This is a genomic window from Serratia myotis (genome assembly GCF_027474885.1).
GTDB lineage: Bacteria > Pseudomonadota > Gammaproteobacteria > Enterobacterales > Enterobacteriaceae > Serratia > Serratia proteamaculans.
The window spans coordinates 3,268,286-3,288,075 of sequence record NZ_CP099707.1 but is presented as its reverse complement, the minus strand read 5'-3'; the positions used below and the strand labels follow the sequence as shown (position 1 = coordinate 3,288,075).

Annotated in this window: 15 protein-coding genes; 14 read left to right on the top strand and 1 reads right to left on the bottom strand. The window is 54.5% G+C overall.

Annotated elements, in window-relative coordinates; translation table 11 throughout:
• Positions 1-4: 4 nt before the first annotated feature.
• Positions 5-1,789 carry a nitrate/nitrite two-component system sensor histidine kinase NarX gene (gene narX, locus NHG65_RS15575; RefSeq protein WP_499182365.1) on the bottom strand — a complete coding sequence of 595 codons (1,785 nt, stop codon included), beginning with the start codon at positions 1,787-1,789 and terminating at the stop codon, positions 5-7.
• 362 nt (positions 1,790-2,151) lie between these two features.
• Between narX and NHG65_RS15570 the strand changes: the two genes are divergently transcribed.
• The 14 genes from NHG65_RS15570 to NHG65_RS15505 all read left to right on the top strand — a co-directional run bounded on the left by NHG65_RS15570 (position 2,152) and on the right by NHG65_RS15505 (position 19,772).
• Positions 2,152-3,543, top strand: coding sequence for a NarK family nitrate/nitrite MFS transporter (locus NHG65_RS15570; protein ID WP_499182364.1), 1,392 nt, complete (start codon positions 2,152-2,154; stop codon positions 3,541-3,543).
• 777 nt (positions 3,544-4,320) lie between these two features.
• Positions 4,321-5,220, top strand: a complete 900-nt coding sequence (locus tag NHG65_RS15565) for a transcriptional regulator (protein WP_099064362.1) — start codon at positions 4,321-4,323, stop codon at positions 5,218-5,220.
• Between the two features lie 182 nt (positions 5,221-5,402).
• Entirely contained in the window at positions 5,403-6,359 is a 957-nt protein-coding gene (locus tag NHG65_RS15560; RefSeq protein WP_207979003.1) for an NAD-dependent epimerase/dehydratase family protein, read from the top strand.
• A 180-nt stretch (positions 6,360-6,539) separates the two neighbouring features.
• Complete coding sequence (gene wecA, locus NHG65_RS15555) at positions 6,540-7,589, top strand: UDP-N-acetylglucosamine--undecaprenyl-phosphate N-acetylglucosaminephosphotransferase (RefSeq protein ID WP_207979004.1); 1,050 nt, start codon at positions 6,540-6,542, stop codon at positions 7,587-7,589.
• Positions 7,590-7,635: 46 nt separating this feature from the next.
• Positions 7,636-8,769 (top strand): polysaccharide export protein, encoded by a 1,134-nt coding sequence (locus NHG65_RS15550; protein ID WP_099064359.1) that lies wholly within the window; start codon positions 7,636-7,638, stop codon positions 8,767-8,769.
• Positions 8,770-8,797: 28 nt separating this feature from the next.
• A complete protein-coding gene (locus NHG65_RS15545; protein WP_499182363.1) occupies positions 8,798-10,981 on the top strand; it encodes a polysaccharide biosynthesis tyrosine autokinase in 2,184 nt (727 codons plus the stop codon).
• Positions 10,982-10,985: 4 nt separating this feature from the next.
• Positions 10,986-12,275, top strand: coding sequence for a flippase (locus tag NHG65_RS15540; RefSeq protein ID WP_283603439.1), 1,290 nt, complete (start codon positions 10,986-10,988; stop codon positions 12,273-12,275).
• Positions 12,265-13,113 (top strand): ATP-grasp fold amidoligase family protein, encoded by an 849-nt coding sequence (locus NHG65_RS15535; protein ID WP_099064356.1) that lies wholly within the window; start codon positions 12,265-12,267, stop codon positions 13,111-13,113. The genes NHG65_RS15540 and NHG65_RS15535 overlap by 11 nt, the downstream gene beginning before the upstream one ends.
• 141 nt (positions 13,114-13,254) lie before the next feature.
• Positions 13,255-14,160 carry a glycosyltransferase family 2 protein gene (locus tag NHG65_RS15530; protein WP_099064355.1) on the top strand — a complete coding sequence of 302 codons (906 nt, stop codon included), beginning with the start codon at positions 13,255-13,257 and terminating at the stop codon, positions 14,158-14,160.
• 1 nt (position 14,161) lies between these two features.
• The gene (locus NHG65_RS15525) at positions 14,162-15,223 is read left to right on the top strand and encodes a glycosyltransferase family 4 protein (protein ID WP_283603438.1); all 1,062 of its coding nucleotides are present in this window, start codon (positions 14,162-14,164) and stop codon (positions 15,221-15,223) included.
• A gap of 1 nt (position 15,224) precedes the next feature.
• Positions 15,225-15,968: a glycosyltransferase family 2 protein gene (locus NHG65_RS15520; RefSeq protein WP_099064353.1), complete on the top strand. Its 744-nt coding sequence runs from the start codon at positions 15,225-15,227 to the stop codon at positions 15,966-15,968.
• Positions 15,965-17,842, top strand: coding sequence for a carbohydrate binding domain-containing protein (locus tag NHG65_RS15515; protein WP_499182362.1), 1,878 nt, complete (start codon positions 15,965-15,967; stop codon positions 17,840-17,842). Before NHG65_RS15520 ends, NHG65_RS15515 begins: the two co-directional genes overlap by 4 nt.
• A gap of 6 nt (positions 17,843-17,848) precedes the next feature.
• Positions 17,849-18,835 carry a glycosyltransferase family 2 protein gene (locus NHG65_RS15510; RefSeq protein ID WP_283603436.1) on the top strand — a complete coding sequence of 329 codons (987 nt, stop codon included), beginning with the start codon at positions 17,849-17,851 and terminating at the stop codon, positions 18,833-18,835.
• Between the two features lie 34 nt (positions 18,836-18,869).
• On the top strand, positions 18,870-19,772 hold the full coding sequence (locus NHG65_RS15505) for a glycosyltransferase family 2 protein (RefSeq protein ID WP_414072693.1): 903 nt from the start codon (positions 18,870-18,872) through the stop codon (positions 19,770-19,772).
• Positions 19,773-19,790 lie beyond the last annotated feature (18 nt).

The window sequence follows — 19,790 nt, the reverse complement described above, 5'->3', positions numbered from 1 at the left end:
CCCATTAGTCGATGGCGTGGCTGTCCGGTTTAAATACCACCCGGACTTCAGTGCCGCCGCCGCTACGGGGCAAAATTTCGCAGCGGCCGTGCAGGCTTTTGGCGCGATCGCGCATAATGATCAGGCCGTAGTGATCGGGACGATCGGTCTCTTCCGGCAACCCGCAGCCGTTATCGCAGACGCTCAGGGTGACCTCGCCACGTTGATTGACCACCTGAATGCTCACCTGGTTGGCCTGAGCATGTTTGTTGATGTTGCTTAACGCCTCACGGGCGATCTGCAACAGGTGGATGGCCTGATAAGCGGGGACCGTACGCGGCGTTAACTGGTAGTCTAGGTTGATGGTGATCCCGAGCCGTTGGCTAAACTCCTGCACCGTCGATTGTAGCGCCGCCAGTAGCCCCGGTTCCGTCAACCGCAGGCGGAAGGTGGTCAACAGCTCCCGTAACTGGCGGTAGGCAATGTTCAGCTCTTCACGCATCTGTTGCACCAGCGCCAGGTTGGCGGGCGACAGCTCGGCACCCTGCATTTGCAGGCAACTGGTTTGCATTTTCAGGCACGACAGTGACTGAGCGATGGAGTCATGCAGCTCGCGCGCTATCGCTGCCCGTTCCTCCATCAACATCAACTGTTGTTGATGATCGACCTGGCGTTCAATCGCCAGCACGCTGGTCAACTGTTCGACCAGGGTACTCATCAGTTGTTGATGATCGTCATTCAGCGGCTGCTGTGGCGCATGTTGCGCGACGATCACCCCGTAATCTCCCAGCTTGTCGCTCAGACTCCAGCTCAAAGAAGGGTGATCGGCCTGTTGTTGGCCCTCGTCGTTCAGGCAGGCGCTGCACACCGGATTATTGCAATACTCCGGCCGCAGCGGCTGGTTGCCGCTCAGTTGCACAAACTGCTCCTGACTGTTGTTTTCGTACAGGCGCACCTGGATGGCACGCAGCGGCGTCAGGGTTTGCAACTGATTGAGTATTGGCGTCAGGCGGCTGCACAAAGGTTCATTGGCATGCAACTGACGACTGGCGCGATATAAAAAGCTCAGCACCTGATTCTTTTGCTGCAGGTCGGCGGTTTTTTCCGCCACCCGTTGCTCCAGCCCGCTGTACATGGCGGCAAGTTCGTCGGACATGGTGTTTAATGCGCCGCCGAGCGAGGCCATTTCATCCTGATGCCCACGTTGGGCAAAACGGCGACTGAAATCGCCGCGGCCCGCCGACAGTGCCATCGCCACCAATTGCCGCCAGGGGTGCAGCAGGCGCCGGCGCAGATAACAGATGGTGCCCACCAACAACAGCAGCGTCAGTGCGATAAACACCCCCTGCACCAGTGTTACCGTCAGCAGTCGGCGTTCCGTATGGTGGTCGATATCGGAGACCAGGGTATCCAACTGGGAAACAAAATGTGCCACCTGCGGCGCGGCGTCAGCCGGTTGCTGGGCTTCGCGCAACCTTGGCAACAAAGTCGATTGCCAGTAGCGGTACAGTGCCTGAAATTGTTCGGTCAGTTGCTCTTGCGTCACCGAGTGTTGCAGATCAGGGCTGTTGGCATCCTGATCCAACTCGCGGATCAATGCTTCGCTGTGGGCATCCAACGGCACCTGCGCCAGCAGGCGGTAACTTTGCATCCGCAGCGAACCGGCTTTGTTGATGGCATGCGCGTTGCCCTGAATGCTTTGTGACATCCAGGCGGAAATGCTCATGCCGGCCACGCCAAGAATGCCCAACAGCAACATCAATACGGCCACCTGATTAACGATGGAAAGCGGAGCCAACAGGCGTTTCATAAATTTGGGATCCCCGGCGCAGAGCAAGACAACGGCGGGTAACCAGAGGACAAAAGCAGGTGGCACCAGCCGGTGTGGCAACAATTCAGCGCCATTTTTTATCATACCGGGGCATAACCCCATACCTCTAACGAAGTACCCCCTAGTTTCCACGTAGCGATGTTAGCGAGTTGCTGAGGCATGGCGTGTTTTTCAATCGATTGATTTATTTTGCTTTTATAAGAATCCTCGGGTTACTCACAAAGGGATGGCGAGCCTTTTTCGGCCGTTGGCTACCTGCATCCGGGTTGATTTACATCAACTTTGCCATGGGGTGCGCCGCCTAGGGTGGGCGGAGTTATCATCCTGTGTCTGAGGTTTTTATGTCGCAATCTGCAACGTCATTATCAAAACAAACAGGCGCGGTTATTCAGGACTGGCAACCTGAGGATGCCGCATTCTGGCAACAGCGTGGCCAACGCATTGCCAACCGCAACCTGTGGATTTCCATTCCTTGTCTGTTATTGGCTTTCTGCGTCTGGATGTTATTTAGCGCGGTCGCGGTCAATTTGAATAAGGTTGGCTTCAATTTCACCACCGATCAGCTGTTCCTGCTTACTGCATTACCTTCCGTTTCTGGCGCTATCCTGCGCGTGCCTTATTCCTTTGTGATCCCGCTGTTCGGCGGCCGTCGCTGGACTGCCATCAGTACCTGCTTTCTGTTGGTACCCTGTCTGTGGTTGGGGTTTGCGGTACAAGACGCCACTACCCCTTATAGCGTGTTTGTGATTATCTCCCTGCTGTGTGGCTTCGCCGGTGCCAACTTTGCTTCCAGCATGGCCAATATCAGCTTCTTCTTTCCGAAGGCCAGGCAGGGCGGCGCGCTGGGTTTGAATGGCGGTTTGGGCAACCTGGGGGTTAGCGTGATGCAGTTGGTGGCTCCGCTGGCCATCTCTGTCGCTATCTTTGGTGCCTTTGGTGGCACCGCTCAGACACAGGCGGATGGCAGCTCACTGTGGCTGGAGAACGCCGCATGGATCTGGGTGCCGTTCCTGTTGGTCGGTACGTTTGCGGCCTGGTTTGGCATGAACGATCTGGCGGCTTCCAAAGCGTCGCTGCGTCAGCAACTGCCGGTACTCAAACGCGGTCACCTGTGGGTGCTAAGCCTGCTGTATCTCGCCACCTTTGGTTCCTTTATCGGTTTTTCCGCCGGTTTCGCCATGTTGTCTAAAACCCAGTTCCCGGACGTGGTGATCCTGCATTATGCCTTCTTCGGCCCGTTCCTTGGCGCTCTGGCACGGCCGGTCGGCGGCGCACTGTCCGATCGCTTCGGTGGTATTCGTGTCACGCTGATTAACTTTGTGCTGATGGCGGTGTTCGCTGCCTTGCTGTTCCTGACGTTACCGGGGGCGGGGCATGCAGGGTCGTTTATTGCGTTTTATAGCGTCTTTATGCTGCTGTTCCTCACTGCCGGGTTAGGCAGCGGTTCTACCTTCCAGATGATTGCCGTGATCTTTCGTAAAATCACCGTTGACCGGGTTAAGGCCAGCGGGGGCAGTGACGAAAGCGCTCAGCGCGAAGCGGTGACCGACTCTGCGGCAGCCCTGGGCTTTATCTCGGCAATTGGTGCTGCTGGCGGCTTCTTTATTCCGAAAGCCTTTGGCACCTCTCTGGCCTTGACCGGCTCACCGGCGGGAGCGATGAAAATCTTCCTGGTGTTCTACGTGCTGTGTGTGGTGGTCACCTGGGTAGTTTATGGCCGCAAGAAACAGTAAAACCTTCGAGTAGCACCGGTTCCTCCCCAACAGGGGAGGGACTCATTCCCCTTTGTCCCCGATGAAATTTTACTCCCCCAGTGAAATTCCCACCTCTTTAGGTAATATTCTTATTATCGCGTACTGTTTTTCCCTTTGTTTATAGGTATCTCTCTCAAACCGTGAGTTTTCACTGTTGATGACTGGCTTTTTTTCTGTGCGTTATTTTTTCATTATCCAGTTGAATTCCTTACGAAAATAAAGCACTGTGTATGACGTATGGTGCGGTAATGAATTTTGGTTTTTTTTTGTTATTAGAGATTCATCTCATCAGGACGGCAATAGGCCTTTGTATTTGGTGCTATATTTTAACCGGGTGTTCTGCGAAGGATTAAATCAGATAACTCTCATTCTGTTTTTGCAGGCTTTTTGTAGGCTATCTGGCAATCGGATTAGACGGAAAAACAGAGGGTGTCCTTGGTGGTGAGTATGAAATTTCACAATTTCACTTAAATAACAATATTATAACATATTTGTATTTTGTGTTTTAAAACAGCAATTTGGCTGTATTTTATTGCCGGTAAACATGATAAGAAACCATGATGCCAACAGGGAAATAGAGACATTCAAAGAATCAGAACCTCCATTTGAGAGGTAATGTAAAAAATGAAATCAGCGAATTTTTATAAAAGTTAATATCTATTGAATGCAACCTGTTGAGTTTACATTTAATTTCTTGAACATTTTTTCATATTTCTATACAAAGTGTGCAGGACAGGCACGCTAAGGAAATTAAAAGTGAATCTTGATAAAAGAATAAAGATTAGGAATCTAGATGTTCTGACACCGTCCAGGGAAAAGTTTCGTCTACGTTGGAAGGAGTATCAGATACTTTCACTTCTTGTCGCCAGATCACCTGAACTGGTTAGTCGTACGGAAATTATAGAAAACATATGGAAAGGAACCTATTGTTCAGATTCAACGATAAATCAAACAATTAAATCAATTCGCCAAAAAATCGGTGATACGGAGCATACACTTATCAGAACTATTCCTCGCCTGGGTTATAAGGTTGAGAATAAGGCTGTTTTTCACTTTATTTCTGAAGAAGATGAATACGTCGCTGACGAAATATGGAATGCTGAAGAGGATGCTAATAAAGATATTCAAGCGGAACTTTCTGAAAATGACAATAAAGATGATGAAATTCTTACTGAAGAAATAGAGCAACCCGAGAGGGATATGGCTCCAGTTACTCCGTCTGTCACGTCAGGAACGCTTAAAAATACGTCAATAAGAAAAAAAATTCCGATGCCGGCAGGTTTTTTCTCAGTTCCTGCCGTCAGAGTTGTAAAATATCTGTCGGTATTCGTGTCTTTGCTGATAATTTCACATTTCTCATATGTGCTGGGGAATCAAACTCGCCCACCCATTATCAATGATATTCAAAACAATACCCGCGTGGTACTTACCCTGACGCTGAACAACTCCCGGAGCAATGGGCCACAAACCTTGCTTTGTCTGTATCAGGGTGAAAGCCTGGACCAAGCGACCATAGAGTGTGTCGATCCCAAACAGGGAAAGTTGAAACAGCCAGTGAAATACGAAACTTCAGATGCGCAGGGAACGGGTAAGATTAATCTTATACTGCCGAATAAAACCATGGAATATCAGGTTGCTTACGATGTTAAAAATTAGCACAAGATAATATTTCACCTTTATCGATAATTTTACATTCGGCCAATATTTTTATTTCATTATTTGTTATTTGAAAGCTCGGTCTGTTTTGTCCAGTCTGGTTTCCATGTTCTAACGCCAATTAGCGTCCTGCCTCAATGGTGCGGTAGGGAATAATGGGTAACCGGGTTGAGTGACAAATTATGGATAAGCGTAAAGTAGCTATCATCGGGGGTTCCGGCTTTATCGGGACGCGTTTGGTTAAACGTCTGAGTGCGCGTAACGACCTGGTGTTGACCATCGTGGATAAAAAGCCAAGTGAGCATTTTCCTGAGCTTTATCAATTTGGCGATGTAACCCAGCCCGAGACCCTGCGGCAGTCACTGGCGGATTGTGACGCCGTGATTAATCTTGCGGCCGAGCATCAGGATAATGTCGATCCTGTCTCACTGTATTATCAGGTTAATGTTGAAGGCGCGCGCAATGTTTGCATGACGGCCTCGGCATTGAATATCAAGCAAATCATCTTTACCTCATCGGTGGCGGTCTACGGTTTCGTGACCCAGGAAACCGGTGAAGAAGGGCTTTTCGAACCCTTTAACCATTACGGCAAATCCAAGCTGGAGGCCGAGTATGTCTACGAAGCCTGGCGCAAAGCCGAGGGCAGCAACAAATTAACCATCATCCGCCCGACGGTAGTGTTTGGTGAAAATAATCGTGGCAACGTCTATAACCTGTTCCGGCAAATCGCCAGCGGTCGTTTTGTGATGATTGGCAGCGGCAATAATATGAAGTCCATGGCTTACGTGGAAAATATTGCCGCCAGACTGGAGCATGCGCTGGATCAGCAGGCAACTTATCAGGTCAGTAATTATGTTGATAAACCTGACTTCACCATGAATCAACTGGTCGATGTTATTTCTTCTTCATTAGGAAAAAGTAATAAGACTATTCGCATTCCCTATTTATTTGGTCTCTGTGGCGCAACGGCATTGGATTTGGTGAGTAAAATAAGTCGCCGTAAATTCCCTATTAGCCGCGTACGGGTGCAAAAATTCTGCGCCAGAACACAATTTAAAAGCAATGTACAAAGTGATTTCGTGGCGCCGATTGAACTTGATTCGGCAATCGAAAGAACAATTAAACACGAGTTTTCCTAGAGATAACTTTCTCTAAGATCAGGGTTGTTTATTTTTCACCGCTGACAAGCGGATAAATCTGTATTTAACAGGATTAACTCATGCTGACTTATATCCTGGCACTGTCAATTTTATTTCTGTTAATAGCGCATTGGGAGCTGTAACTCAAGGGCGGTAGCGTGCTTATTCGCTGGAGGGATCATGTTATATCAACTGAGTGTGATATTTATTTTGGCGCTGATGCTGGTGGTTATTGCCCGGCGTGCTGCGTTAGCGGTGGGATTAGTGGATAAACCCAATGCGCGTAAGCGTCATCAGGGACACGTTCCGCTGGTCGGCGGCATTGCCATTTACCTGATCATGACGCTGGTGACCTTCTGGCAACCGGACTGGCTGCCGCACAGCACTACCTATTTGTTGTGCGTCACGGCGTTGGTGATGCTGGGAGTGCTGGATGACCGTTTTGATCTGCCGGTGGCGCCGCGCGTCATTGTGCAGGGAGGGATTGCGCTGGCGATGATGCTGGCAGCAGGGATGCAACTTACTTCCTTCGGGCATCTGTGGGGTCACCAGGAGTTACTGCTGGGTTATGCCGCCTTGCTGATTACGCCGCTGGCGGTATGGGGGGCGATCAACGCCTATAACATGGTTGACGGCATCGACGGCCAGCTCGGCGCGCTGTCCTGTGTCACCTTTATGGCATTGGCCATCCTGTTCGGTCTGGCCGGGCATGACGCGCAGGCGTTGTGGTGTCTGAGCCTGATAGCGGCTCTGGCGGCGTATCTGTTGTTTAACCTCAGCGTGTTCGGTGCGCGTAACAAGATTTTCATGGGTGATGCTGGCAGCATGGTTATTGGCTTCAGTGTGCTGTGGTTGTTGATTGTCGCTACTCAGGGAGACGACGCAATAATACGACCGGTGACCGCACTGTGGTTAATCGCCATCCCGCTGATGGATATGGTGACAGTGATGGTACGGCGTTTGTTGCGTCGCCAGAGCCCGTTCAAGGCCGGGCGCGATCACCTGCATCACATTCTGATGCGTCGTGGCCTCAATGCACGCCAGGCGCTGGCCATGAGCTGCATGTTGGCGGTCACTTTGGCCTGCGTGGGCATCTGTAGCGAAGTGTTGCAGTTGCCGGACCACCTGATGCTGTTGGCTTTCGTATTTTGCTTCTTCGGTTATTTTGCCCTGCTGCACGAACCTCGTCAGGCAAGGATCTTTACCGATAACCCTACCGCCGATCGTTAATCCTCCAACGGGCCGCAACGGCGGCCCGTTTTCTCACGGTACCGTTATGAACCTTCATTTGCCTCATTTGATGCCACTGGTGCTGTCCAGCGTTTTGCTTAGTGGTTGCACTGCCTTTCCGGGTTCACACCTGCCGACCCATGGCAAAGAGACAGTGACTCAACCGGACGAAGACTTTGATTTGAATAAACAGGTCCAGGTGTACCGCGTTACGCCGATGCTGCTGCAAAAAATGCGTCGGGTTGAGCCGGTAGCGCGACCAAACCTGGCACTGGACCAGCGTCTGCAAAGCTATCAGTACCGCATCGGTGTCGGCGATGTGCTTAACGTCACCGTCTGGGATCATCCCGAACTGACCACGCCGGCCGGACAATACCGCAGCGCCAGCGACACCGGCAACTGGGTACATGCCGACGGCTCAATCTTCTATCCGTATATCGGTCGGGTGAAGGTGGTGGGAAAAACCGTCAGCGAAGTGCGTAACCAGATTGCCGGTCGACTGGCCACCTATGTGGAAAGCCCGCAGGTGGATGTCAGCATTGCCGCCTTCCGCTCGCAAAAAGTCTATGTGACCGGTGAAGTGAAAACTTCAGGACAGCAGGCGGTGACCAACGTGCCGCTGACCATTCTTGATGCGGTCAATGCCGCCGGCGGCCTGACGGACAACGCCGACTGGCGCAACGTGGTGTTGACGCATCAGGGTAAAGAGCAGCCGATTTCCCTGCAGGCACTGATGCAACGTGGCGATATCAGCCAAAACCACCTGCTGGAGCCGGGCGACATCCTGTATGTGCCGCGCAACGACGAACTGAAAGTGTTCGTTATGGGTGAGGTCGGCAAGCAGTCGACGCTGAAAATGGATCGCAGCGGGATGACATTGACCGAGGCGTTGGGCAGCTCCGAAGGGATCAGCCAAACGGTCGCCGACGCGACCGGCGTGTTCGTGATCCGCCCGAACGGGGGCAAACAGCCACAGCGGCTGGCGTCGCTCTACCAGTTCGACCTGTCTGATGCTTCCGCGTTGGCGATGGGCACCGAATTCCAGTTGGAACCTTACGATGTGGTGTACGTCACTGCGGCGCCGATCGCGCGCTGGAACCGTTTGATCAGCCAGTTGGCACCGACCATTTCCAGCTTTAACGACCTCAGCGAGGCCACGTTGCGGGTACGTAACTGGTAAACCCGTAACGGTGACTAAAGGAAAACCGATGATGAAGAACAATGCATTGCCGATTGTGATGGCTGAGCAGGACGACAAACTGGAGTGGGAGCGACTGATTGGCCCGCTGTGGGACAACCGCTGGCGCATTCTGCTGGTGACCGGCGTGGCCGGCATTCTCGGCTGCGCTTATGCGTTGATGGCAACGCCAATCTATCAGGCTACCGCACTGGTGCAGGTGGAAAAACAGCTTTCGGGTGACTCGTTGCTGCGTGAAACGCTGGACAGTTCGATTGGCGGATCCATCGGGCAAAACTCGGCGACCCAGGACGAGGTTTCGCTGGCAAAATCGCGCTACGTGATTGGCAAAACCGTTGACGACCTTGGCCTGACGGTGCGAATCAGCCCGGAATACTTCCCGCTGTTCGGCAAGGGCATTGCTCGCCTGAGCGGCGAAACGCCCCCGGTACTGAATATCTCCGGCATGAAGGTCCCGGCCATCATGCAGGGCCAGGAATTGACCCTGACGGCGGAAGATCAACAGCGCTATAGCCTGAGCCATGACGGTAAAACCCTGTTCAGTGGCAGCGTTGGGCAGGTAGTGCAGCAGGGCGGCTGGGCAATCAATGTGACCGCGCTCGAAGCCTTGCCGGGGACCACCTTCAGCGTGGTTAACGTGCCACGTCAGAAAGCGGTGGACGATCTGCGCAACATGCTGGATGTCGCCCCCGGTGGCAAGGAAAGCGGCATCATGACCTTCAGCCTGGCGGGGGAGGATCCGCAGCGTGCGGAGGCGGTGCTTAAGAGCATCACCGATAACTACCTGCAGCAAAACGTGGATCGCAAAACCGAGGAAGCACAGCGCATGCTGGCTTTCCTGCACGAACAGTTGCCGCGTACCCAGAGTTCGCTTAATAACGCCGAGAATCAGCTTAACCAGTTCCGTCAGCAGAACGATTCGGTGGATTTGTCACTGGAAGCCAAATCGGTGCTGGACACTCAGGTGCAGTTGGAAGGCCAGTTGAATGAGCTGACCTTCAAAGAGGCGGAAATCTCCAAGCTTTATACCCGCGTACATCCGGCCTACCGGGCACTGTTGGAAAAGCGCGCCACGCTGGAAGCGGAAAAGGCGCGGTTGGGCAAGCAGGTACAGAGCTTGCCAAAAACCCAGCAGGAAATTCTGCGTTTGACCCGGGACGTGCAGGTGGATCAGCAGGTCTACATGCAACTGATGAACAAGCAGCAGGAATTAAGCATCAGCAAGGCCGGCACGGTGGGCAACATCCGTATTATCGATGAGGCGGAAACCGGTCTGCGCCCCGTTCAGCCGCAAAAAATGATGATCGTTTTCTTCGCTCTGTTGATGGGCGGTGTGCTGTCAGCCTCGGTGGTGGTGTTGCGTGCCGCGCTTCACCGTGGCATCAGTGACACCGATACGCTGGAAAAGCGCGGCATCAGCGTGTATGCCACGGTGCCGTTATCCCCCTGGCAGCAAAAGCGTAATCGTACTCAGCAGCAATTGTTGACCAAAAGCAGCAGCGGCAAACTGCCGATCCTGGCGCAAGAGGAACCGGAGGACTTGTCGGTTGAGGCGATCCGCAGTCTGCGCACCAGTTTGCACTTCGCCATGATGGAGGCCAAAAACAACATTCTGATGGTCTCCGGCGCCAGTCCCGCCAGCGGTAAAAGCTTTACCAGCACCAACCTGGCGGTGGTGATCGCCCAGGCCGGTCAGCGGGTGTTGTTGATCGACGCCGACATGCGCAAAGGCTTTTTGCACCGCTGGTTGAACAACAGCGCCAAGGGCGGTCTTTCAGACATGCTGTCGGGGTTGATCGCCCCAGACCAGGCGGTGAAGAAAACTGATATCGCCAATCTGGACTTCGTGCCACGCGGTCAGGTACCACCGAATCCGTCTGAACTGCTGATGCACCAGCGCTTTGCCGACTTCCTGCGTTGGGCGGGGCAGAACTATGATCTGGTGCTGATCGACACGCCGCCGGTGCTGGCGGTGACCGACGCCGCCATCGTGGGCCATCATGCCGGGACCGCACTGATGGTGGTGCGCTTTGAGGTCAATACCGTCAGGCAGATTGAGACCAGTATCCGCCGCTTCGAGCAGAACGGGGTGACCATTAAAGGGGTGATCCTCAACGGCATGGTGAAGAAAACCGCCACCGATGCCGGGTACTACGCCTTTGCTTACCCCAGCCATCAGGAAAAGGTCCAGTAGCCGCATGAAAGCGATGCTGATGAACTCCCTGTGGTTGATGTTGGAACGGGTATCGCTGAGCCTGTCAGGCATTTTCGTTTCGGTGTACGTGGCGCGTTACCTGGGACCGGCGCAATACGGGCTGATTAACTACCTGCTGTCGGTGATCGCCATTGCCGTACCGCTGGTGCAATTGGGGGCCGATGCGGTGTTGTTTAACCGCGTCGCCCGGCGACGGCACAGCGGTATCCGGCTGATGCTGGCCTCAATGCGCCTGCGCCGACAGTTGTTTGCGCTGATCGCCGTACCGCTGATGGCCTGGGCGCTGCTGACGCAGGATCGCACCAGCCAGATCATGATGGCGTTGATGCTGATCAGCGCTTATTTCTCGGTGCAGGACGTTTATAAAATCTATTACGACGCCCTGCTGAAATCGAAGTTGAACACGCTGATCAACAATCTGGCGCTGTTATTGTCGATCGTGGTTCGGCTGGCGCTGGTGCATGCCAGGTTGCCGCTGGAGTGGTTTGCCGTGCCTTATGTGTTGAGCAGCCTGATCCCCTACGCGGTGCGTTGGGTGCTGTTTCGCCGAGAGCGCAGTGGGCTGCGGCCGATCAGCGGGCGACATCAACGACGCTACGGGCGTTACCTGCTAAAGGTAGGGCTGCCGTTGGCGGTCTCCGGACTGTCGATTGTCATCTATACCCGTATCGATCAGATCATGATCGGCAACTATCTGGGCGAGCACAGCGTTGGGCTGTACAGCGCCGCCATCACCCTGAGTCAGGGGTGGATCTTTGTGCCGATCGCGCTGATTACCTCGATGATGCCGGGGGTGGCAAATGCCCGCACCCAGGTCGAGCAGGAAGGGCGCATTCAGTTGTTGTATCTGGTGGTGCTGCTGCTTTCGATGCCGGTCATTTTGCTGCTGTCGTTGTTCCCCGGGCCGATAGTGGCGCTGATGTTTGGTGACAGCTACCGTGAAACCGCCACTATTCTGGCGCTGTGTTCGGTGACTTCTTTGTTTTCGGTGATGGGTACCGTGTCCTATCGGGCGATTGTGCTGTTTGGCGGTTATCGGTTTATCGCGATAAAAATGCCGCTGGCCGCCCTGGCCAACGTTCTGATGAATCTGCTGTTGATACCGCGTTACGGCATCGCGGGCGCTGCGATTTCCACCCTGATCACCGAGTTTATTTCATTCTTTGTACTTAATGGTTTCTTCAGGAGAGGACAAATTACCCGGTTGCAGGTCACCTGTTACCGTTGTTTACCTCAATTAATAGGGAAGGTGCGAGAACTTTATGCTAAATAATCTGGTGAAGGGTTTTTACCGTAATATACCCGACGCATTATATCATCAGTTAAAATACGCCTTGTTTTTTCACAAGGTGCCGCACCTGGCCAAGCCGGTGGGGTATAGCGAAAAACTGATGCGCAGAAAAGTCTATCCTCTGGCAATGTACACTCAGTTATCCGATAAATATCAGGTTAGAGAGTACATCAAGAATTTGTGGGGGGAAGAGTACCTGATTGAACTTTATGCCCAGGGTAATGAATTAACTGAGGAGATGTATGAGGCACTGCCTGATGCATTTGTTATTAAGGCCAATCACGGCAGCGGTTATAACAAACTGGTGTTTGATAAAAGCCAGACCAGCTTCAATGAATTGAGAGTGCTGACCAACAGCTGGCTGCGACAGAATTTTTATCAGGTCTACCGCGAGCGTCATTATAAGGATATTCCACCCTGTGTGATGGTGGAAAAAATGCTGCTGGAAGATGGCAAAACACCCAATGATATCAAGATCCACTGTTTTAACCGCGGTGGTGAAGTGCGGTTTTTCATCCAGATCGATTACCAGCGCTTTATCGATCACCGTCGTGACTTTTTTGATGCCGACTGGAACCGCACCGAGATCCGCCTGGGGGTGCCCAACAGCGAAGTGCCGATGGACAAACCCTGCCGGTTGGAGCAAATGCTGGCGCTGTCGCATCAGGTTGCGGAGCAATTTTCCTATGTTCGTGTCGATTTTTATCAGGTGCAGCAACGTATCTATTTTGGCGAGCTGACATTCACCCCGGGGGCCGGCCTGCAAAGGTTGATGCCAGAAACCATTGAACAGGAGTGGGGAGGTTATTTCCAGGAGTAGTTGAATAACCGGTAGGCTGCGCGAATTTTAACCGCGTCAGGACGGGGGGTAATAACCGGACAAGGAAATTCTGGGATAACAAACTATTCCGTTGGCAATAACGTTGTTATGCCAAATGATAATATATTGTTGAGGTAATAAATGGACTTATCGATTGTCATGCCCGTTTTTAATAACTCAGCCAGTTTGGCCGCCACGCTAGTCCGGATGACCAATGCCTGCTCCGGCTTTGATTATGAAATTATCGTGGTTGATAATGCTTCCGATAAACCAGAGCTGGATAATATGCGCAGCTTATTGGCCGCCAATCGTCGGGCGCGCCTGCATGAAAATAAAATACGTACTAATACTGCGGTTTCCTGTAATACCGGTTTTCGGCTGGCGCGTGCGGAAGTGGTTTTCTTTCTTGAACCGGAAGACTCCTTCAGTACCAACTATATTATCCGCCGTCTGAAACGCCATCAGGATACCCGGCTGGACATTATTTTTGGTAATTACGCCACGGTGAGTGACAAAAACATTCGCAGTTACCGATTCGATTATAAGGAAGGGGCGGCAGGGGCCGACTTTTTATTCCTCGATATGGGCGATATTCGCACCTCCACCATCAGCCTGCGTAAAAAAGAGGACCGACGGTTTTTATTCCCGGAATTCCTCTACAAGTACCAGGACTGGGGGTTTTTAGTCAATGCCACCAATCTGGGGGCCAGGGTGGCCTTTGACGAAGGGCACGGGGTATTCATTCGCTGCGGTGATGCTGACACGGATCGCTGCCGGATGAACATCGACGCCAGCGAACAGTTTATTGATGCCTACCTGCACACCAGCGGCCGCTATATCAGCGGATTTGCCTGCAAACACCTGCTGGCCTCGCTGTACAGCGAGAACCTGCAGGCCTTCAACTATTACTCGTCGCGCACCGAACACCATGCCCTGAGCAGCAAGTTCAGGGCGATCAAACTGTACGGCGACTGCCTGGCCAGACTGGGGCTATTTCCATTGGGGGGGCGTCTGTTGCGCACCGCCCGTGAGGGATTTCGGAGATGACATGCAGCAACGAAAAGTAGCGATTGTGATTGAGAACATCGCCGAAAAGGGCGGTACCGAGCGGGTCGCCAGCAGCCTGGCCAATGCGCTGTCCACGCGTCTGGGCCATCAGGTGGATCTGGTGTCGATCAGCGGTGACCGGGCGTTTTACCCGCTGGATCCCGCGGTGACCCTGCGCTTTATGCCCGGCAGAACGCTGCTGTGGCCCTGGCGCCTGGCGTGGTTTCTGCGGCGTGGTCGCTATGACGTGATCGTCACCGTTTCGATGGGAAAACTCTCGTCGCTGATGGTGCCGTACCTGCGTTTACTCTGTCCGCGCAGCCGCCTGTTGCTGAGTGAACACGTCAGCTTCCATCAATACGCCTGGCCGATGAAATGGCTGAAGGTGCTGGTTTATCGGTTGGGGGACCGTACGGTGCTGCTGACCAGGAAAGATCTGGCCACCATCAGCCGCTGGGTACCGGAACGTAAATGTCGGGTGATCGAGAACGTTTCCCCGTTCCCGGTGCAAGCACCGCAGCCGACGTTGCAACAGCCGGTGGCGCTGGCGGTCGGTCGGCTGTGTCATCAGAAAGGTTTTGATCGTCTGATTGCCGCCTGGCAACGGGTGGCGCAGCAAACGACGGGCTGGCAACTGCATATCGTCGGTGACGGCCCGGACCGCGCGACGTTACAGCAGCAGATTGACGCCGCCGGGCTGGGTGAACAGGTGAAGTTGCTGCCGGCAACGGCAGACATTGCCAGCCACTACCGTCAGGCAGCGATGCTGTTGATGACTTCGCGTTACGAAGGGCTGCCGATGGTATTGATTGAAGCCATGAGCTTCGGCCTGCCGCTGGTGGCGTTCGACTGTCAGACCGGGCCCGCTGAATTGATCGATGACGCGGGTAATGGCTATCTGGTGGCGGAGGGCGATATCGAGGCCTTCAGCCGACGCACGCTGGCGCTGATCGAGGACGGCGAGTTGCGTCAGCGCTTCTCTCTGCACTCGCTGGAACGGGCACAGCAGTTCATCCCTGAGCGTATTTATCCCCAATGGCAACAGCTTATCGCTGGAGGTTAAGATGGAAAAAGTTTCAGTTATCATGCCGGCTTACAACGCCGCGGGCTTTATCAAACAGTCGATCCTCGGGGTGCTGAACCAGACCTATCAGGATTATCACCTGTACGTGATCGACGACGCTTCCACCGATCAGACCGCCGAGGTGGTGAAGCCTTTTATCCACGATCGCCTGACCTACATTCGCAACAATACCAACCAGGGGGTGGCCGAAACCCGCAATATCGCGATTGAAGCGGCACGCGGCGATTATATTGCGTTCTGCGACAGCGATGATGTCTGGCACCCGAACAAGCTGGCGCGCCAGGTTGGCATCCTGAAGACTTCCCGTTATGACGTGGTGTGCTCGCATTATTACACCTTCGAAGATGACCCGGCGCGGGTGAAAAACTACCGGGGTTCCGGCGAGATCATCGCATACCAGGACATGCTGAAAAGTAACTGGATCGGCAACCTGACCGGCATGTACAACCAGCGCCAGATCGGCAAGGTGTATCAAAGCAAGGTCGGGCACGAGGACTATGTGATGTGGCTGTCGGTGCTGGAAAAAGCGCGTAACCACCTGGCGTATTGCATTCCCGAACCGCTGGCCTTCTACCGCCTTTCTGCACAGTCGTTATCCGGCAATAAAATCCAGGCGGCCGACTGGCAATGGCAGATTTATCGCCGTCATCTCGGGCTCTCCTACCAGAAGTCCTGTTATCTGTTCTTCTCTTATCTGTACAACGCGGTGATGAAACGCCAATGAAACTCAGCAAGCTAAGCACGGCCTGCCTGCTGGTGGGCTCCGGGCTGGCCAATGCCGCCCCCTGCAGCAATAACCTGCTGCAGGATCCCGGTTTCGAGCAGGGCGGCGCGGACTGGTCACTGGCTTCCGCGCAGGTGGTGGCCGGTGGTCATGGCGGCCAGAGCAGCCTGTTCTATCAAAATCACAACCCCGCCAACTACCACAACATGCTGCAGACGCTGGCGGTTAAACCCGGTCAGCAACTGGCTTTTGGCAGCTGGGTGCGCGGTGAGAACCTGAAGGGCAAGGGGGATAATCAGGGCGCCGGGGTATTTATCGAAAGCTATGACGATCAGGGGCGTTTTTTGGCCGGTAGCTATCCGCAGGGCCTGCTGGGCACCAGCGGCTGGCAGCCGGTCACCGGGGATTTTCGGGTGCCGCCACGGGCGGTGAAGGTGGTGCTGGGTGTTTATCTGCGCCAGGGCACCACCGGCAGCGCCTGGTTTGATGACGTCTACGCCTGTCAGCAGCCGGTAGCGCCGGAGTTATACCAGATGCGCAGTGCCAACGGCGCGGCATCGAGCCTGATCGAAGTGGTGGATCCGCAACAGGTGCAGGTGGACAGCACGCTGGTCGACGACAAAAACACCGCCGTGAAGCACGACAGCCGCTGTTACCGTATTAGTGGCAAACAGCAGGTGGAGTTCCCGTTGCCGGCCGATTTGGCTGCCGGGGAGTATCGCCTGCAGCAGCAGGTGACGGATGTGGCCTCACAGCGCAGCCAGCGAAGCGAAATGCCGATCAGTGTCGGTCGTGCGCAGCCTAAAGTGGCGCTGGATGCCCAGGGCTATACCCTGAAACAGGGCAAGCGCTTCTTCCCGCTGGGTATTTACATGTACGGTGAAATGGCGACGGATGAGCATCTGGCGCGCATCCGCGATGCCGGTTTTAACACGCTGCTCAATTACAACTACGGCACCGGCCGCGATCCCGATAACTATTTCCGCAAAACCCAGCAGTACGGTTTGCAGGTGATTTTCTCGCTCAAGGACATGTATGCCGGTACCCGGTTCGCGCCGGAAACCAAAATGAGCTATCCGCAACTGACGGCGAGCTATGTGGAAAGGTTCAAACACCAGCCGAACCTGCTGGCCTGGTATATCAACGACGAACTGGGGCCGGAATACGTGCCGCAGATCGAGCAAAAGCATTTGCAGGTAAAACGCCTGGATCCGGATCACCTGACGTTCCAGGTGCTGGACAAGACCGGCACGCTCAACGCCTATTTCAACAGTTCGGACGTGCTGGCCAGCGATCCTTACCCGGTTGGCCGAGACGCCGACCTGACGCGCACCCTGGAGTACAGCCGCATCACCAGTCAGGTGGCGCGGCAGGTCAAAGGGGCCTGGTTGGTGATGCAGATTATGGATCACGCCGCTTATGCGCCGGGTCGCAAGCCACGCCAACCGACGGAGGCGGAGATCCGCAATCAGGCCTGGCTGGGGCTGATTGGCGGGGCCAAAGGCATTCTGTTTTATTCCTATACCGACTTGTTCTACAAGCGCCAACGCGGTGGTTTTAGCCAGCAGGAGTTCGATGCTATCTGGCAGGGGGTGGCCAGCGTGGCGCAGCAGATTGTCAGCTTTAGCCCTTACCTGCTTTCCGGCGAAAGCACCTTGTTACAGGGCAACAATACCGCCATCCCGGCCAGGCTGTTTATCAATGGCGAGCAGGGCCTGGTGCTGATCGCCAACCCTTACTACCGGCCCATGTCGGCGCGCTTTGACTTGCCGGCGGGCTGGCAGGCGCAAGGCCAGCGGCAGATCGAGGCTGAATTGCCGTCGATGGGCAGCCGGGCGGTCAGGGTGCAACTTCAAAAAGAAAACCAAGGATAACCGATCATGAATACCACTCTGAGCCTGATTATTCCGGTGTATAAGGTCGAGGCTTATATTGAGGCCTGCCTGTGCTCAGTGCTGCAGCAGCTGCCGGACTGGGCGGAAGTGATCATCGTGGATGACGGCAGCCCGGATGGTGCCATTGCACTTGCCGAAGAGGTGCTGTGTCGTTACCCGCAACACAAACGGCGGGTCAGTATTCTGCGGCAGAAAAACCAGGGGCTGAGCGAAGCGCGTAACAGTGGCATTGTCCATGCGGAAGGGCGCTATATCGGTTTTCTCGATTCCGATGACGTGCTGCTGGCAGGGTATTTCAGCATTTTAGGCCGCCTGCTGGCAGATAACCCGCAGGCAGACATAGTGGCGTTCAATGCCCAGCGCTTCTCGACGATCAACAACGGCAAGATCCAGTCGGACGGCACTATGGCTATCGTGCCCGGCAATGCCGCGCCGCAGCAGCGTGATGCTCATATGGCGCTGCTGGCGGACAGCTTCAACCGCAGCATGTGGTTCGCCTGGGCGCGTATTTACCGCAAAACGCTGTTCGATCAGGCACGCTTCCCGGCGGGACGCAATTTCGAAGACATTCAGCTGATTCCGCAACTCTATCTGAAAGCGCAACGTATCGTGGTTTGCGACACGCCGCTGGTGGGCTACCGCGCCAACCCGAATGGCATCACGCGTGCACCCAAACGACGCGATCTGGATGATCTGGATTATGCGCTCGACGGTGCCGACAGTGGACGCCGCCAGGGGATGGGGCATGGGCTTTACTCGGTGCTGTTCGTCACCACGCTGAAGGCACGTTTGCTGGTGGGACTGGACTTTTTCGGGCTGCGTGACGCGCTGCGCGAAACCCGTGAACTGAAACGCCGCTACTCCGGCCTGCGGGCGGAAGAGCGTAAAATGCTGAGCCGCAAGAACCGACTGTTCTACCGCAGCCCGCTGGCTTATTACCTGATGGCCCGGCTGTATAACCTGCGCGGATAGCGGCGCACCTATGTTAATTGGGGCAAATCTATATATGAGTATTACCGTCAGCGTCATCATACCCACCTATGGCCGCAGTGAACTGCTGGCACGCGCCATCGACAGCGTGCTGGCGCAAACCCATCGCCCGCTGGAGATTATCGTGGTGGATGACAACCCGCAGGGCGATGCACAACGCCTGGCGACCCGCCAACGCCTGGCCGGCTATATCGAACGGGGGCAGGTTATCTATTATCCGCGTCGGCATAACGGCGGTGGCGCGCAGGCGCGTAACAGCGGGATCCTGCGCTCACGCGGCGAGTACATTGCCTTTCTGGATGATGACGACTACTACCATCCGCAGAAAATCGCCCGCCAGTTGGCGTTTATGCAGCAGGGGGATTACGACGTCAGCCTGTGCGATATGGATATCCTGAAGGACGGCCAGATCAGCGCCGAGCATTATTACCGGGCGCGTTGCGAGGGGCTGGAAGACTTTATGCTGGCCGGTGTGGCCTACACGCCGATGATTATGCTGCGACGCAGCATGGCGATAGCGGTGCGTGGTTTCTTCAATACCCCACGCTACCAGGACCATATCTTCCTGTACCGGCTGTTGGCGGCCGGGGCGAAGGTGGGCACGCTGCATGAACGGCTGGCGGTGCACAACGACCACGACGGTGAACGCATCACTTCCAGCCCGAAAGGCATTATTGGCTATCGCAATAAAATGCAGTTCGAGCAGCGATTGATGCCGCAGATCTCAGGCCGGGCGCGCAACATCATGCGGCTGCGCCATACCTGCATTAACTCGCGCATCATTACCGACGGCAAGAACCGCCTGGCCGGGGTGGTGTACGGGTTGAAGGGCATTGTTTATGTCAATAGTGGCCTGATGGCCGGCGTATACATGAAAAATATCATCCGCAATGTGTTCTTCCGTGGCGTGCCGTTCTGACGTTTCAGCAATACAGAT

What these genes read in the sequence shown, in the direction of transcription:
- wecA (WP_207979004.1), top strand. Translation starts at nt 6,540, where the DNA reads ATGTTATATCAACTGAGTGTGATATTTATTTTGGCGCTGATGCTGGTG.
- narX (WP_499182365.1), bottom strand. Translation starts at nt 1,789, where the DNA reads ATGAAACGCCTGTTGGCTCCGCTTTCCATCGTTAATCAGGTGGCCGTA.
- NHG65_RS15525 (WP_283603438.1), top strand. Translation starts at nt 14,162, where the DNA reads ATGCAGCAACGAAAAGTAGCGATTGTGATTGAGAACATCGCCGAAAAG.
- NHG65_RS15560 (WP_207979003.1), top strand. Translation starts at nt 5,403, where the DNA reads ATGGATAAGCGTAAAGTAGCTATCATCGGGGGTTCCGGCTTTATCGGG.
- NHG65_RS15570 (WP_499182364.1), top strand. Translation starts at nt 2,152, where the DNA reads ATGTCGCAATCTGCAACGTCATTATCAAAACAAACAGGCGCGGTTATT.
- NHG65_RS15505 (WP_414072693.1), top strand. Translation starts at nt 18,870, where the DNA reads ATGAGTATTACCGTCAGCGTCATCATACCCACCTATGGCCGCAGTGAA.
- NHG65_RS15530 (WP_099064355.1), top strand. Translation starts at nt 13,255, where the DNA reads ATGGACTTATCGATTGTCATGCCCGTTTTTAATAACTCAGCCAGTTTG.
- NHG65_RS15510 (WP_283603436.1), top strand. Translation starts at nt 17,849, where the DNA reads ATGAATACCACTCTGAGCCTGATTATTCCGGTGTATAAGGTCGAGGCT.
- NHG65_RS15550 (WP_099064359.1), top strand. Translation starts at nt 7,636, where the DNA reads ATGAACCTTCATTTGCCTCATTTGATGCCACTGGTGCTGTCCAGCGTT.
- NHG65_RS15515 (WP_499182362.1), top strand. Translation starts at nt 15,965, where the DNA reads ATGAAACTCAGCAAGCTAAGCACGGCCTGCCTGCTGGTGGGCTCCGGG.
- NHG65_RS15520 (WP_099064353.1), top strand. Translation starts at nt 15,225, where the DNA reads ATGGAAAAAGTTTCAGTTATCATGCCGGCTTACAACGCCGCGGGCTTT.
- NHG65_RS15545 (WP_499182363.1), top strand. Translation starts at nt 8,798, where the DNA reads ATGATGAAGAACAATGCATTGCCGATTGTGATGGCTGAGCAGGACGAC.
- NHG65_RS15535 (WP_099064356.1), top strand. Translation starts at nt 12,265, where the DNA reads ATGCTAAATAATCTGGTGAAGGGTTTTTACCGTAATATACCCGACGCA.
- NHG65_RS15540 (WP_283603439.1), top strand. Translation starts at nt 10,986, where the DNA reads ATGAAAGCGATGCTGATGAACTCCCTGTGGTTGATGTTGGAACGGGTA.